The 14280-nt window shown below is 60.0% G+C and carries 17 protein-coding genes and 1 pseudogene; 12 read left to right on the top strand and 6 right to left on the bottom strand.

From position 1 onward, the window contains the following. Window positions 1-82 precede the first annotated feature (82 nt). Together ACZ0A4_RS10955 and ACZ0A4_RS10960 are read left to right on the top strand one after the other, a co-directional pair. Window positions 83-1147, top strand: coding sequence for an NAD(P)/FAD-dependent oxidoreductase (locus tag ACZ0A4_RS10955; protein ID WP_463574623.1), 1065 nt, complete (start codon window positions 83-85; stop codon window positions 1145-1147). 83 nt (window positions 1148-1230) lie between these two features. Beyond that, on the top strand, window positions 1231-2649 hold the full coding sequence (locus ACZ0A4_RS10960) for an aminotransferase-like domain-containing protein (RefSeq protein WP_463574625.1): 1419 nt from the start codon (window positions 1231-1233) through the stop codon (window positions 2647-2649). Here ACZ0A4_RS10960 and panB read toward each other — a convergent pair whose 3' ends face one another. Beyond that, a complete protein-coding gene (gene panB / locus ACZ0A4_RS10965; protein WP_463574627.1) occupies window positions 2650-3465 on the bottom strand; it encodes a 3-methyl-2-oxobutanoate hydroxymethyltransferase in 816 nt (271 codons plus the stop codon). Window positions 3466-3728: 263 nt separating this feature from the next. On the opposite strand from panB, the gene ACZ0A4_RS10970 reads away from it, so the two are divergent. From ACZ0A4_RS10970 to ACZ0A4_RS11000, 7 genes are all read left to right on the top strand, one after another. After that, complete coding sequence (locus tag ACZ0A4_RS10970; protein ID WP_463574629.1) at window positions 3729-4211, top strand: GNAT family N-acetyltransferase; 483 nt, start codon at window positions 3729-3731, stop codon at window positions 4209-4211. A 19-nt stretch (window positions 4212-4230) separates the two neighbouring features. Continuing rightward, window positions 4231-4920: a phytanoyl-CoA dioxygenase family protein gene (locus ACZ0A4_RS10975; protein ID WP_463574631.1), complete on the top strand. Its 690-nt coding sequence runs from the start codon at window positions 4231-4233 to the stop codon at window positions 4918-4920. Window positions 4921-4980: 60 nt separating this feature from the next. After that, window positions 4981-6522, top strand: coding sequence for a methyltransferase regulatory domain-containing protein (locus tag ACZ0A4_RS10980; RefSeq protein WP_463574633.1), 1542 nt, complete (start codon window positions 4981-4983; stop codon window positions 6520-6522). 59 nt (window positions 6523-6581) lie between these two features. Continuing rightward, window positions 6582-7043 carry a VOC family protein gene (locus ACZ0A4_RS10985; RefSeq protein ID WP_463574635.1) on the top strand — a complete coding sequence of 154 codons (462 nt, stop codon included), beginning with the start codon at window positions 6582-6584 and terminating at the stop codon, window positions 7041-7043. A gap of 66 nt (window positions 7044-7109) precedes the next feature. Further along, window positions 7110-8018, top strand: a complete 909-nt coding sequence (locus ACZ0A4_RS10990) for an alpha/beta fold hydrolase (protein WP_397481073.1) — start codon at window positions 7110-7112, stop codon at window positions 8016-8018. Window positions 8019-8086: 68 nt separating this feature from the next. Then, a complete protein-coding gene (locus tag ACZ0A4_RS10995; RefSeq protein ID WP_463574637.1) occupies window positions 8087-8410 on the top strand; it encodes a gamma-glutamylcyclotransferase family protein in 324 nt (107 codons plus the stop codon). 33 nt (window positions 8411-8443) lie between these two features. Beyond that, window positions 8444-8599: a DUF2986 domain-containing protein gene (locus tag ACZ0A4_RS11000; protein ID WP_463574639.1), complete on the top strand. Its 156-nt coding sequence runs from the start codon at window positions 8444-8446 to the stop codon at window positions 8597-8599. 12 nt (window positions 8600-8611) lie between these two features. Here the strand turns inward: ACZ0A4_RS11000 and ACZ0A4_RS11005 are convergent, their stop codons facing one another. Beyond that, on the bottom strand, window positions 8612-9064 hold the full coding sequence (locus tag ACZ0A4_RS11005; RefSeq protein WP_463574641.1) for an Lrp/AsnC family transcriptional regulator: 453 nt from the start codon (window positions 9062-9064) through the stop codon (window positions 8612-8614). A gap of 149 nt (window positions 9065-9213) precedes the next feature. Between ACZ0A4_RS11005 and ACZ0A4_RS11010 the strand changes: the two genes are divergently transcribed. Both ACZ0A4_RS11010 and ACZ0A4_RS11015 read left to right on the top strand, forming a co-directional pair. Beyond that, window positions 9214-9831, top strand: coding sequence for a LysE family translocator (locus tag ACZ0A4_RS11010; RefSeq protein ID WP_463574643.1), 618 nt, complete (start codon window positions 9214-9216; stop codon window positions 9829-9831). A 230-nt stretch (window positions 9832-10061) separates the two neighbouring features. Continuing rightward, a complete protein-coding gene (locus tag ACZ0A4_RS11015; protein ID WP_463574645.1) occupies window positions 10062-10613 on the top strand; it encodes a GNAT family N-acetyltransferase in 552 nt (183 codons plus the stop codon). On the opposite strand, the gene ACZ0A4_RS11020 is transcribed toward ACZ0A4_RS11015, so the two are convergent. Then, the gene (locus ACZ0A4_RS11020; RefSeq protein ID WP_463574647.1) at window positions 10610-11494 is read right to left on the bottom strand and encodes an EamA family transporter; all 885 of its coding nucleotides are present in this window, start codon (window positions 11492-11494) and stop codon (window positions 10610-10612) included. The two genes, ACZ0A4_RS11015 and ACZ0A4_RS11020, sit on opposite strands and share 4 nt — an antisense overlap. A gap of 108 nt (window positions 11495-11602) precedes the next feature. On the opposite strand from ACZ0A4_RS11020, the gene ACZ0A4_RS11025 reads away from it, so the two are divergent. Beyond that, window positions 11603-12370 (top strand): AraC family transcriptional regulator, encoded by a 768-nt coding sequence (locus tag ACZ0A4_RS11025; RefSeq protein WP_463574649.1) that lies wholly within the window; start codon window positions 11603-11605, stop codon window positions 12368-12370. Here the strand turns inward: ACZ0A4_RS11025 and ACZ0A4_RS11030 are convergent. The 3 genes and pseudogenes from ACZ0A4_RS11030 to ACZ0A4_RS11040 form a co-directional block, all read right to left on the bottom strand. Then, window positions 12367-12975 (bottom strand): annotated as a pseudogene (locus ACZ0A4_RS11030) (class I SAM-dependent methyltransferase); the annotation flags it as partial. The gene ACZ0A4_RS11025 and the pseudogene ACZ0A4_RS11030 overlap by 4 nt on opposite strands. A 31-nt stretch (window positions 12976-13006) precedes the next feature. Continuing rightward, window positions 13007-13393: a nuclear transport factor 2 family protein gene (locus ACZ0A4_RS11035; protein ID WP_463574651.1), complete on the bottom strand. Its 387-nt coding sequence runs from the start codon at window positions 13391-13393 to the stop codon at window positions 13007-13009. Window positions 13394-13473: 80 nt separating this feature from the next. After that, window positions 13474-14253, bottom strand: a complete 780-nt coding sequence (locus tag ACZ0A4_RS11040; RefSeq protein WP_463574653.1) for an SDR family oxidoreductase — start codon at window positions 14251-14253, stop codon at window positions 13474-13476. Window positions 14254-14280: the final 27 nt, after the last annotated feature.

Consider the following 14280-nt stretch of genomic DNA (forward strand, 5'->3'; position numbering starts at 1 on the left):
GGCTTCGGCCGGGCTTTTTTTCTGGTTGCTCACAACGTCTTCCTGCTGCAGGATCAGCTGATCGACAACAGGGAATGTTGAAATGGATCAGAAGGCACGTGAGCGAATCGTGGTGGTTGGTGCGGGCATCGTTGGCGCCTCACTTGCGTATCACCTGTCTGGCAAAGGGGCGCACGTCACGTTGATCGAAGCTAACGGGATCGCGAGCGGCGTGACGGCAAGCTCTTTCGCCTGGATCAATGCCACGCACGCCGGCGCTGATCCGATTGCGCAGTTGCGCGGTATGGCCATAGAAGCCTACCGACGACTCGAAACCGAGCTGCCGGATTTGCAGATTCGCTGGACCGGGGCGTTGTCGTACGACGAATCGGCGGAACATCCTGCTTCGGCAACGCTGTTATCAGCTACCGAGGTGCTTGCCCGCGAACCCAATCTGAAAATTCCCCCATCGTGCGCGTTGTATCGCGCGGAAGAAGGCGCACTCGACGCCGTGCAGGCCACCCGCGCCTTGATTGCCGGCGCCCAGGCGCTGGGCGCGCAATTGCTCACCCACACCCGAGTGACCGCTTTCAAAACCTGCAACGCAGATGTCACCGGCGTTGAAACCTCAGCGGGCACGTTTGATGCCGACCTTGTTGTGCTTGCCGCAGGGACTGGCACCCGGCAATTAACACAGATGCTCAACGTCTCCCTGCCCATCGACGCCTCGCCCGCCATTTTCATTCGTTACAAGACCCAACCGGGTCTCGTCAAAGGCATCATCTCCAGCCCCGAAATGGAGGTTCGGCAAAGTGCCGACGGCACGTTGCTGGCCGCTGAAGATTATCTGGGAGAGGCGCCGGGCAACTCGCCGACAGACATCGCCCGGCAAACCGCTGAAGCCATACGCAAAGAACTTCACGGAGTGGTTTCCATTGAGGCGCAAACCGTCGCCGTCGGGCTGAGACCCATGCCTGCTGATGGCATCCCCGTGGTCGGTTACTTGCCAGGGGTCGGCGGGGTTTACGTTTGTGCGATGCATCCCGGTGTGACGCTGGCAGCAATCGTCGGGCGCCTCGCCAGTGAAGAGCTGCTGGATCGCCAGTCATCTGCTGCCCTCGGGCCGTGCCGTCCTCAGCGCTTTCTTCAGAATTCAGGCGACGCTTGATTTAGACTCGCCGACGCCCCGCAGCAAGAGATGTGCGCAGGCAACGCCTCGTCATTTTGCGCAACTCGGATAACGGAATCGTAATGAACAGGAGAACAGCATTGCCGGCCCCCAAGGACACCGCGTTCGCCTATCAAGCGGTCTACCACTACCTCCTCGGCCTGATCGAGGCCTCCCGTGGCATGGCGGAACAACAACTGCCGTCCTTGCGACAACTGGCGCTGCGCCTCGGCGTGTCGGTGTCGACGACCAAATATGCATATGCCCTGCTCGAAGACGAAGGCAGAATTCACGCCAAAGCCAGGTTCGGCTATTTCACCCGGTCAATACCGGCGGCGCCTGTGACGACCAACTCCGGCAATCTTCTCGACCACGTCTTCGCCAGCGCCCGTCAGCCCGGCATGCTGGCCCTGAGCAGCGATGCGCCGGCGATGCTGCTGTCGCTGCAGGGACCGTTGTTGATGATGGAGCGTGAGCTGATTCGCCAATACCCGCCCTCGAATGCACCGCTCTATCAGCCCCTCGGCGAGCCGGAATTGCGCGCGGCCCTGGCGGAACGCTACACCCGTTCCGCTCGCAACCACTGGCAGGCCGAACAGGTGTATATCGGCGCGGACCTGCGCAGCGTATTGGAGTTGTCGCTCAGCGCCTTGAATCTCGGTGGCACTGTGGCGCTGGTGGAGTCGCCCTGCTCGTGGGCGATTCTGCGCCAGTTGCAGGCGGCCGATATCCGCGTCATCGAAATGCCCCTCGGCGATGACGGCCGCTTCAACCTGTCTGCATTGAAGGCGTTACTGATGCGCGAACCGGTGCGCCTGGCGGTGCTCTCCTCCACGGTGAATATTCCTCAGGGCCAGTTGATGCCGGCCCACGACAAGCAGCAGATCTGTGACTGGCTGGCCGAGCGCGATATCTGGCTGTTCGAAAACGACACGTGGGGCGAGTTGAGTTTCTCCGATTCACCCGCGCGCTATCGCGATTTTGCCGACCCGGACAAGCTGCTGGTGTTCTCGACGTTCGACAAGATCATTGGCGGCGAAGCGCCGTATGGTTATGTGCTGTGCCGCCAGCAGGCCGTGCAATTTCATCGACTGTTTATGCAGCGTGGGTTTCGCCTCTCGCCGATGCGGCAGAAAGCGATTGCCAGACTCTACAGCTCCAGGCGCATCGACCAGCACCTGACCACCCTGCGAGCACTGTTGCGCAAGCGCATGCAACAGCTACAGACCTTGTTGGAAGAACACGGTAACGGTCAGTGGCAGGTAGTCGCCCCACAGGGCGGTGCGAGCTTCTGGCTCAAGGCTGTGCGTCCAATCAGCATGCAACGGGTGTTCGAGCGCCTGCTGGCCGAGCGGATCGTCATCGCCCCCGGCGAAATCTTCAGCCAGCAAGGCGCCTGGAAGCAGCACCTGCGACTGAGCTACAGCCTCGATTGGGACAAGAACATCGCCCACGCGGTGAGACAACTGGCGCAAGCTATCGGCGCAGAACATCCGGCGTAACTAGAGTCCATAACAATGCCGCGCTTCAGGAAACCGACCATGGCGCACGTCATCAGCAAACTGCGCACAAGCCTCGCTGATCACCGCGCCGACATCGGCGTAGCGTTTGACGAAACGCGGCAGATGCTCACCGCCCAGGCCGAGTACATCTTCGGTAACCAGCACCTGCCCGTCGCAGGCCGGTGAAGCGCCGATGCCGATGGTGGGCATTGTCGAGTCCAGCGTAATCTGCCGCGCCACGCCCTCCGCCACACCTTCGAGCAACAGGCTGAAGGCGCCCGCGTCGAGATTCGCCCGGGCGTCTTCGGCAATCACTGCACCGGTTTCAGCCGTCAGACCCTGAGCCTTGAAACCGCCCATGACATTGACGAACTGCGGCATCAAGCCGACATGGGCCATGACCGGAATTCCGCGCGCCACCAGAAACTCGACCGTCGGCGCCAAGGCCTGGTTGGCCTCCAGTTTCACCGCATCACAACCGGTACGCGCCAACACCTGAGCGCAATTGCGAAAGGCCTGTTCATTTGATTCCTGATAACTGCCGAACGGCATGTCGGCCACCACACAGGCCAGGCGCGTGCTGTCGACCACCGCCCGCGTGTGGCCGATGATTTCTTCAAGCTGCATGCTCAGCGTCGAGGCGCGTCCGTAACCGACCATGGCCGTGGAATCACCGACCAGAATGAAGTCGACGATGGGGTCGATCAGCGTGGCGATACTGCTGGAATACGCCGTGAGCGAGACGATTTTCTGTTGGCCTTTCATGGCCACCAATTGCGGTACAGTCAGGCGTTTGGTGCGGGTATGCAGGCTCATGGGCGACTCTCCGAGGCTGCCGTCCGTGAACGATAAATGTCGCCAGATTGAATGCGTAACGCTTCCATACAGAGCCCAACCCCAAAAGATTCGAGCGCTCGATTATTCGTTTAACGCAAAAACATTCAATGCACAGATTGGCCTGAAAAAGCGACCCAGACGCACCCTGCTTCGTTGAAATGCGCGCAGGATCCTGGATGCTTTATTTCGCCGTTTACCGCAGGATGCGAAGCTAATGAACACATCCCGGGAGCATTTTTATCATGGAAGAAGTCATCACCTACCGCATTGCCACTGCTGACGATGCGCTGGTAATGAGCGAACTGGGCCAATTGCTCAATTCGGTCCACCACGCCGCCCGCCCCGATATCTATGCCGCCGCCACCGAAGATTTCGCCCGCGACTTGCCGCACTGGGCCGCAGTATTCGAAAAATCCGGTCAGATCGTCTTCATCGCCAGCGCCAGTGAACAGCCCGTCGCGTTCATTACCGCCACCCTGTCCGCCAGTTCCGGGCCGTTGATGCAGCCGCAGAATGTTGTGCGCATCGGTTCGGTGTGTGTCGCCGAGCCGTTCTGGGGCAAAGGCGTTGGCCGCGCACTGATTCAACGGGTTAAGGAATGGTCCATCGAGCAGAATGCGCAGGACTTGCGCTTGACAGTCTGGCCTTTCAACGAGCGTGCGGTGCGTATGTATGCCGAGTTCGGCTTCGAGACCCGTGCCCTGGAGATGGGCGTTCGATTGTAAGGAGCGGACACGTCCAATCATGAATAAACGTGAACAGCTCCATCAGCAGGGTTTTGCCCTGCTCCGTCGCGCCATACCTGCCGAGTGGCTGGACGACCTGCGCCAGGCGTTCGATGCGGGTGTGCTGCCGTCAGATCGCTGGCCCGTCCCACGGGGTCAGGACTGGCGCCATTCGCTGCTGGATGAGCATGCGAGCGTGCGCGCGGTGTGTCGCTTGCCAGCGCTGTTGGCCGTGGTCGGTGAGCTGATCGCGGAGCGCTTCTTTCTGTCCCAGGTCGAGGGTCGTGAACCGCTTTCGGGTGGCGGCCATCAGCAACTGCATCGCGACTTGTCCGCACAGCGCCCCGGCGACTGTGCGGTGGCCCTGGCTTTTTTCGATGACTATGGCACCGACAACGGCGCGACCCGTCTCGTCCCCGACAGCCATCGCCCTGCGCCGGGAGCGTCGCCCGTAGATATCAATGACGAGACGCGATCGGTCCAGCTCGCGGGCCGTGCGGGCGACATTCTGGTGTTCGATGTCGACCTGTTACATGCCGGCAGCCGGAATCTGCTGGGTGGGCGCCGGCGTTCGATTCTGATCAACTATTGGGCCGAGCCGCTGTACGCGTCTCACCGGCAAACCGTGGGTCTGCGAAATATCCACATGGACCCTATCGAATGGTTCGATCCTGCCGACAACATTCTGGTGGACACCGAGGGGTTTTGACGGCGTAAGCCCACCTCCGTCCAAGTGCCACTTTCCATTACGATTCAAGAGGCTGCACCCATGAGCAATGCCTGGAACGAAGGTTATTTCACGGACGAAGGCTACACCTACAGCTATAGCCGGGAAATCAATCCTGTTTTCCAGCGTTACTGCCTGTTGTTGCGCGGCTTCGCCGGTCTGGACAATCCCGACGGTTATCATTGCGAACTCGGTTTTGGTCAGGGTGTGTCGATCAATATCCACGCCACCGCCAACCCTGCCGGTTTCGTTGGTACGGACTTCCACCCGGGTCAGGCGGCCCACGCCATTGAACTCGCGGCGCTGGGCAACAACGGTGCGCGGCTGTATGACGACAGCTTCGAGCAACTGCTGGCGCGCCATGATTTGCCACAGTTCGACAGCATCAGCCTGCATGGCATCTGGACCTGGGTCAGCCGGGACAACCAGAAGCTGATTGTCGAATTCGCCCGGCGCCATCTCAAACCGGGTGGTCATCTGTACGTCAGCTACAACGCTTTCCCGGGCTGGTCGCCTTCAGCGCCGTTGCGCCAATTGTTCAGCCTGCACGACCGTTTTGCCAGCCACTCGACGCGGTCGGATCAGCGCATCGATGCCGCGTTGCAGTTTTCCGAAGCGCTGCTGGCGGCCAACCCCAAGTACGCCATCGCCGCGCCGAGTCTGGGTGCCCGACTGCAGACCATCAAAGGTCAGGATCGCCAATATGTCGCCCACGAATATTTCAATCGCGACTGGAACTGCATGTATTTCGCCGACATGGTCGACGCACTGGCGCCGGCCAAGCTCGATTACGTCACGACGGCGGTGCCGATGGATTCGGTGGATGCACTCAACCTGAGCGCCGAAGGCCTGGCCTTTCTCGACGGTATCGAGCATCCGGTGATGCGCGAGCAGGCGCGTGACTACTTCGTCAACCAGGCTTTCCGTCGCGATCTATACGTGCGCGGTGCCAACCGACTCAGCGCGGCCGAGCGCCGGTCGCGTATGCTCAACACGCGATTTATCCTCATGCAACCGACAGAGAACGTAGCGTCCAGCGTCACCGGCCCCGCTGGCGAAGCGTCATTGCAAGCGGACATTTACCGCCCGCTCCTCGCTGCCCTCGCGGGCCAGACGTATGAAGCCAAAACGATGCAGCATTTGCTCGATGCGCTGTCGCCAATGGCCTATGACGATCTGGAACAGGCCATCGCCATTCTGGTTGGCATGGGCGCGGTAGCCCCTTGCCAGAGCGAAGCTGCCGAGGCGCTGGTGTACGAACGCTGCGCTGCGTTCAACCTGCAACTGTGCAAGCGCGCGTTGTTCAACGCCGACATTCAGGTGCTGAGCAGCCCGGTCACCGGGGGCGGCGTCATGGTCAGCCGCTTCCAGCAACTGTTCCTGATTGCAATCCGCCAAGGCAAACAGCACCCGGCAGAGTGGGCGCAACTGGCGTGGAGCATCATCGCTGAACAAAACGAAGTGTTGGTCAAGGACGGCAAACCGCTGACCACCGCCGAAGCCAACATTGCCGCGCTGACCGAACAGGCTCAGGCTTTTGCCGAGCAATCGCTGATTGTGCTGAGTGCTTTGAAAATCGTCTGACACTCGAATCAAGCGGACCTCGTCCGTGCCTCTCGACACCGCTCGACAGGAGCCGTTCCATGGATTTGAAATTCAGCCACATCGACGTTCTGGTCAATGACCTTGAAGAAACCTGCGCCTACTACACAAAGATACTCAAGGCGCGGATCTCCACAACGCAGATCTGGAATCGTGGTGGCCTGCACGTGCGCTATGCCGTCGCGCTGATCGGTCAGGAACGCTTCATGCTGGTCCAGCCGCTGGCGGGGAATCTCAAGGAACTGTTGGATACAGTGGGCGAAGGCATGATTTACCGTCATTGCTACACGACCCCTGATATCGAACTGGCCTACGACGAACTGGTCGCCAGCGGGGTTCAGCCGGAGGACGAAAACGGCCAGCCGCTGACTCGCGAGCACCTGCATTCGCCGTCCGGAACGCGCATCCTCTGGTTGCCCAAACGCTTCGGTCACTTCTCTATCGAGATTCTTGAGGAGAAGGCGCTGGGGGCGTTTATCGAGGCGGCGTTCGCTTCCAAATGAAACTCCTCCGGCCCTGATCGATACGTCTACGCTTTCTCCATCGCCATCACGCTTGGAGACTTCGTCATGACTCGCCCGCTACTGACCGCCCTCGCCCTTCTTGCCCTAAGTTTCCAGGCTCATGCCGACGTCGTCCCTTTTCCTGCGACCTTCCATACTCAGGACATCAAGGTCGACGGCGCGACGATGCACGTGCGTGTCGGTGGCAAAGGCCCCGCCGTGGTGCTGTTGCATGGTTTCGGTGATACCGGTGACATGTGGGCGCCGCTGGCGGCGGATCTGGCCCGCGATCACACCGTGGTGGTGCCGGATCTGCGTGGCATGGGCTTGTCGTCGATTCCCGAAGGCGGCTATGACAAAAAGACTCAGGCCGGCGACATTCGTCAGGTATTGAGCGCACTGAAGATCGAGCACTCGGTGGTCATCGGGCATGACATCGGCACCATGGTCGCGTTCGCCTATGCCGCGCGCTATCCCGAGCTGACCGAGCGCCTGGTGGTGATGGATGCGCCCGTGCCCGGCATCACACCGTGGAACGACATCGTTCGTTCGCCGATGCTCTGGCACTTCGACTTCGGCGGTGCGGACATGGAGCGTCTGGTCGCCGGGCGTGAGCGCATCTACCTCGACCGCTTCTGGAACGAGTTCGCCGGCACCCCGGCCAAAGTCGATGAAGGCACCCGCCAGCACTACGCCAAGCTTTACGCCCGCCCTGGCGCCATGCACGCCGCGTTCGCCCAGTTCCGCAGCATTCGTCAGGACGCCCTCGACAACGCCCCCGTTCTGCAGAAACACTTGAGCATGCCGGTGCTGGCCGTGGGCGGTGAAAAGTCCTTCGGCAACAACGAAGCGATCGTCATGCGCAATGCTGCGGACAATGTGACCGAAGTGGTGATACCGGCGGCGGGACACTGGTTGATGGAAGAAGCCCCGGCGCCGACCATCAAGGCTGTACGCGACTTTATCGCGATGTAAGGAATTGGCATTGCCTTGGCCCGAGGCTTACGTCAGGATTCGCCCCTTTTCGAGCGAAAGGAGCAAACGTGGAGCGTCTATTCGTTTATGGAACCCTGGGACCAGGGCGCCCGAATGAGCATGTCATGCTGAACATCGGCGGCACATGGCAAACCGCCTCGCTCAAGGGCCGTTTGGCTCAGGCAGGCTGGGGCGCGGAAATGGGTTTCCCGGGGCTGGTGATTGCGGACGATGGCGACGCTATCGAAGGCTACGTTTTCTCGTCTGAAAACTTCGCCGCCCATTGGGCGGCCCTCGATGAGTTCGAAGGCGCCGAGTACCAGCGTCTCCTGACTCAAGTGACACTGGCTGACGGCTCGCCCCTTGATGCGTACGTTTACGCCCTTCGCTAGTCGTTACTCAAACTTGTAGGCCGGACAGAAAACATGAATCGCCAAAAGAAACTCAAGCAGTTGTTCAAGGAAAAGGCCAAAAAGGCCAGCGCCAAACTGGCACCGAAGAAGCCCAAATACATCAGTAAGGCTGACCGGGCGAAACTGGAGGCTGAAGCCGCAGAGCCAATCGAGACCAGCGAAAGCTGAAATCCCCCTCACCTACAACGGCAGCGGCCGATCCTGTACCACCCGTTTCATCACCAGCGTCGAGGTCAGCCGCTGCACGTTGGGCAAGGTCGACAGGCTGTCGTCATACAGACGCTGGAACGCAGGCAAGTCCTCAGTGATGACGTGCAGCAAGTAATCCGGTTCGCCAAACAGCCTTTGCGCATCGACCACTTGTGCAATGTCCACCAGCGCCGATTCAAAGGCCTCGACTGCTGGCCGGTCCCCCTCACGCAACGTGACAAAGACCATCGCGGAGAAATTGAGGCCGAGTGCGCTGGGGTCCAGTTGCGCACGATAACCCAGCAGCACACCGGACTCTTCCAGTGCGCGCACACGACGATGGCAAGGCGAAAGGCTCAGGCCGACGCGGTCTGCCAGTTCAGTGACCGACAAGCGACCGTCCTTTTGCAGTTCAGCAAGAATCTTCCTGTCTATTCTGTCCATGCAGTAAAACCTTCCAATATGAAGTGCAATGACGACGCTCTTTGAAAGAAGATTCTAGCGGACTTTCATTATTCTTCCTTCAGGCAAAAACGTCTTCGGGGAGTCATGATGAAACAAACAACGTCGTATCAACGGTCGTGGGTGACGCCATGACCTTCAGCATGTTCGTCGCGTTCTGGGCGGTGTCGATCCTGTTCGTGATCACTCCGGGCGCCGATTGGGCCTACGCGATCTCCGCCGGCCTGAAGCACCGCGTCGTGCTGCCCGCCGTAGGCGGACTGCTATCCGGTCATTTGCTGGCGACGCTGATCGTTGCCGCCGGCGTCGGCACGCTGATCGCCAACCACCCACTGGCCTTGTCCGTACTGACCGTGGCCGGCGCGGGTTACTTGCTGTGGCTCGGCGTCAACATGCTCGTCCGCCCTTCCACACCGCATGCGGATGCCAGCCAGGCGACTGACTCATGGGCACGCTGGGCATTCAAGGGGCTTTGCGTCAGCGGTTTGAATCCGAAAGTGTTCCTGCTGTTTCTGGCGTTGTTGCCGCAGTTCACCGATACACACGCACCATGGCCGCTGCCGGTACAAATGGTGGCGCTCGGTTTGCTGCATACCGTCAGCTGTGGGGTGATTTATCTGCTGGTGGGGTTTGGCTCACAAATCGTGCTGCAGGCGCGACCTGCGGCGGCGCGCTGGGTCAGTCGAACGTCTGGATTGATCATGATTGTCATTGCGCTGGTGTTGCTGATTGAGCAGTGGCGCGGTTGACCTATTCTGGCTGAACGATCGCCCATGAGCGGCACATGCCTGAGAATCGCCAATCTGCACACGGACCCGCGTCAAACGCTTGCATAACCTTTCAAAGCAACAGATCCACCCACTTACGCTGCGAAACCCGTAAGCCGATGGCTCCATGAATCCACCTCGAATTGGATCTTTCCCTAATGTCCTGCCGCCCTAAACTGGCCGCACACCGGGTTCGACCAGGAACGGAAACCATGCCTGTACGAGATTTCTACTGCCCATCCGCCCTTTATGGACGCACGCTGACACTCAGGGCGCTGACCGCCAGTGATTGTGAAGCGCTGTTCCTGGCCGCCAGCGACCCGCTCATCTGGGCCGGCCACCCCGCCAGCGATCGCTATGAACGGCAAGTGTTTGAAGCGTACTTCGCCGCGCGACTGGCCAGCGCAAAAGCACTTGCCGTCATCGATATCGAGTCGGGGCAGATCGTGGGAATGTCCAGCTACTACTCGCCGCCGGATCTGCCCGAAAGTATCGCCATCGGCTACACCTTTCTGGTGCGGGCGAAATGGGGTGGCGATGCCAATCGTGAGTTGAAGTCACTGATGCTGGAACATGCATTCACGGTCTACGACATCGTCTATTTCCACGTCGGCCCCGCCAATATCCGATCGCAAAAAGCGCTGCTGAAAATCGGCGCCGTGCACTTTTATGATGCCGAGTTGAATCTCTCCGGGGGACCTGCGCTGTGCAAGTGCTACGGACTGTCCAAGGCACAGTGGCTGGCCTCAATCGCTGAACGTTAATGGCGTACGCGAGGGCGAAGTAGCAATCCGTGCAGGTGCCCTGACCCCAAGGCGATTGCCAGTAGCACCAGCATAATCAAAAGCCAATCAGCAAGACCTGGATACTGGCCGAAAATCGCCATCGAGCTGAGGATGCCGAACACAGGAATCAACAGCGACAACGGTGCCACTCGCGACATCGGGTATTCGCGCAACAGCAGGTTCCATCCCCAATAACTGAAGTGCGTCGCGGCGTAGACCTGAAACGCCAGCGAAAACACCGTCAGCGCATTGAGCTGCGACGGCAGCGCAGTGAACGGTGCCGAGCCATGCAGCAACCATGTCAGCAGCATGAGCGGGATGGGCGGGAACAGGCTGGCCCACACCACAAACGCGAAGATCTCACGCACTTTCGACACCTTGATCACCACGTTGCCGATGCTCCACGCCAAGGCGCTGCCGATAACCAGTGCCAATCCAGCGGTTGAAGCGTCGCCGGGGCTACTCAGTACGATGCCCAGCAAACCTGCGGCGGCCAACAAGCTGCCGAGCCATTGCAACCGGCCCAGACGTTCACCAAAAAAGACCACGCCCCACGCCAAGGTGAAAAACGCACTGAACTGGATCAGCAAAGATGCCGTCCCCGGTGGCACGCCCCAAGCGATACCGAGGTTGATCAACGCCCACATCGCCACGCCAAAGATCAATCCGTAAGCAGCCAGCCAGCGAAACGCCACGCGCGGACGCTCGACGAAAAACACCCAAGGCAATGCAGCCAGGGTGAAACGCAATGCCGTCAGCAACAGCGGGTCGATAGCGGCCAGTCCGAGTTTGGTCACGGGGAAGTTCAATCCCCAGACAGCCGTCACCAGAACGGCGAGTACAAGATGCTTCTTTTGCATGGTCAATCTTTCCCGGCGCCGAGCGGAAGTACTCGGCCGCGAGGAAATATGCAGGCAATCGGCTTGGCCTGCTTTCATTCACAGGCCAACTTTCATTAGAATCGGGCCATGCGAGAAATCTCCAGCCATCCCTATCAGAACACCCCACGCGATGCCGTCGTGACCGCCATTGATTACGCGGACGGCACGCTGTTCCCGCTGCACGATCATCAGCGCGGCCAATTCGCCTATGCCGCCAGCGGCGTCATCACGGTTTTTACCGATGTCGGCAACTGGGTCGTGCCGCCGCAACGCGGCATCTGGGTACCGGCGCAACTGCCCCACTCCATGCAAATGCGCGGGCCTGTCACGCTGCACAACACCTACATCCGCAAACAAGCGGCGCAGCGCCTCGGACTATCGGGGCAATGCCAGGTGCTGGACGTGTCGCCGTTGCTGCGACATCTGCTGATGAAAGCCATCGATGTGCCCGCGCGCTATTCCACTAAAGGGCGTGACGGCCATTTGATGGGCTTGCTGCTGCATGAAATCGCCAGCATGCCTGCGCTTTCGCTCAACGCGCCGTTACCGGCAGAACCGCGTCTGGCGACGGTGTGCCGCGCGTTTCTGCAGCAGCCTTCTTTGCAGGCCGGTATTGATGAAATGGCGCACCGTGCAGGAATGAGCCGACGCACCTTTACCCGCCATTTTCGTCTGCACACCGGAGTCAGCTATATCGAATGGCGGCAACAAGCCTGTCTGCTGGCGGCGGTTGTCATGCTGGGCAACGGTCAGTCGGTCACACAAGTCGCGATGGACTTGGGTTACAGCAGCTCCAGTGCGTTTGCGACGGTGTTCAAGCAAGTGTTGGGGGAAGTGCCGAGTCGCTACTTTTAGAGGCTTTCGTTTTTATACGTCAGCCACGCCCCCCAAAATAAACTGCTGAAGAACCGCGTCGCCTCGCCAAACCCGGCCTCGCTCAACAGCGTCTGAACCGCTGCCTCGGAATGCGGTGGATCGGCACCTTGCAGAATCTTGCCCAGCTTGGCCTTCACCTCCTCCGCACAGGCACCTTGCTGCCGCCAGCGTTGTCCCCACGCCTGGAGCAATAGCGGTTGGCTGGCATAAGCGTAATGGTTGCCCGCGACAATCAGCGGCGCGCCCGGTTTGAGACAAGCCTGAATCGATTGCAGGATCTGGCGTTTGGGGTCATCACCGTTCAGATGATGGAGCACGCCTATCAATGTTGCGGCGTCGAACGACGCTTCGGCCGGCAAGTCCTCGACCTGCCCGAGATGAACCTGCGTGCGATGCAGCAAGTCGTTGGCCTCCAACTGCTGCACGGCGGCTTCAAGCATCGGCGCGGAGGGATCAACCGCCATGAAACGCCACTGCGGTTCCAGCGCCGCCATCGCAATGATTTCCTGTGCCGTACCGCCCGCGCCGACCACCAGTATGTTGGCCGGTCGCGAACCGAGACTGGCCGCCAACATGCAGGCCGCCCGGCAGCAGACTGCCGGGACCGATGGGTACTCAGCCCTCGAACTGGTGATACACCTTGGCGATGACCTTCCAGACGCCGTCAATTTTGATCAGGGTCAGGTAGTCGTTGTAGTCGGCACCGATCGCATCCGCTTCCATGTCCACACGTACCACCGCAGTGGTCGGGGTGATCGCCAGCACGTCAAGTCGCGTGCTGATCTCGGGGGCTGCGCCGTTTTTCTCGACGAAATCGAACAGGTTCCTGATCGGCCCGCCGAGCAGTTCCCCGTTGGTGAAACCGTACATCACTGCCTCTTTATGGAAGGCTTGAGCGAGGCCTTGCGCGCTGCCAATGCGAAGGCCTTCGACGTATTGATTGGCGGTAGCGATGACAGCGTTGTATTCAGCCGTCGGCACGGCTTTGATGTTCTTGGACATGATTGTTCCTATCGTTGCAGGTGAATGACAAAGTCTGCCGGGAGCCGGGGTTGGCACTCGGCAGCGGGAGTAGCCGACGTTCACCAATCCTGGCGCGTCGGCGAAATGATCAGGTCGTTGACGGTGACGTTTTCCGGTTGGTTGAGCGCGTAGATCACGGCACGCGCGATATCGTCGGGCGCGATGGCGATGCGGTTCAGTTCCTGGGCGACCTTGCGCCCTTGTGGATCACTGACCTTGTCCGCCCAGCCGGTATTGATGACGCCGGGGCTGACCGTATTGACGCGGATGCCGTGCTGCACGCCCAACTCTTTGCGCATGGACTCGGTCATGGCCTGCACGAAAAATTTGGTGGCGCTGTAAACACCCGCCGCTGGCCCGACCTGGTGCCCGGCCACCGAGTCCATGTTGAGGATCTGCCCGGACTTCTGCTCCAGCATCTTTGGCAGCACGGCCGCTGTGGCATTGAGATAGCCTTTGATGTTCACGTCGATCATCTTGTCCCAATCCGTCACAGCCAGATCGACCCAGTTGGAGAACAGCATCAGCCCGGCGTTGTTCACCAGAATGTCGACAGCGCCATAGGTGTCCTGCGCGAATCTGGCGAGCGCCCGGGTTTGATCCGGCCGGGTCACATCAGTGGTAAAAGCGGCCACGTCGTGACCGGTTTCACGCAACTCGGCGACGAAGGCTGCCAGACCGTGTTCATCCAGCGCGGCGGCAACGACGCGAACGCCGTGTGCGGCCAGCGCGGCGGCAACGACGCGAACGCCGTGTGCGGCCAGCGCACGAGTGATTGCCGCCCCGATACCGGACGATGCGCCGGTGACGATGGCGACTTTGTTGTGTAGATAATTCATGTTCCGTTCCTCTTTACAGTGAATGCG

The organism is Pseudomonas sp. AC172, assembly GCF_979258595.1.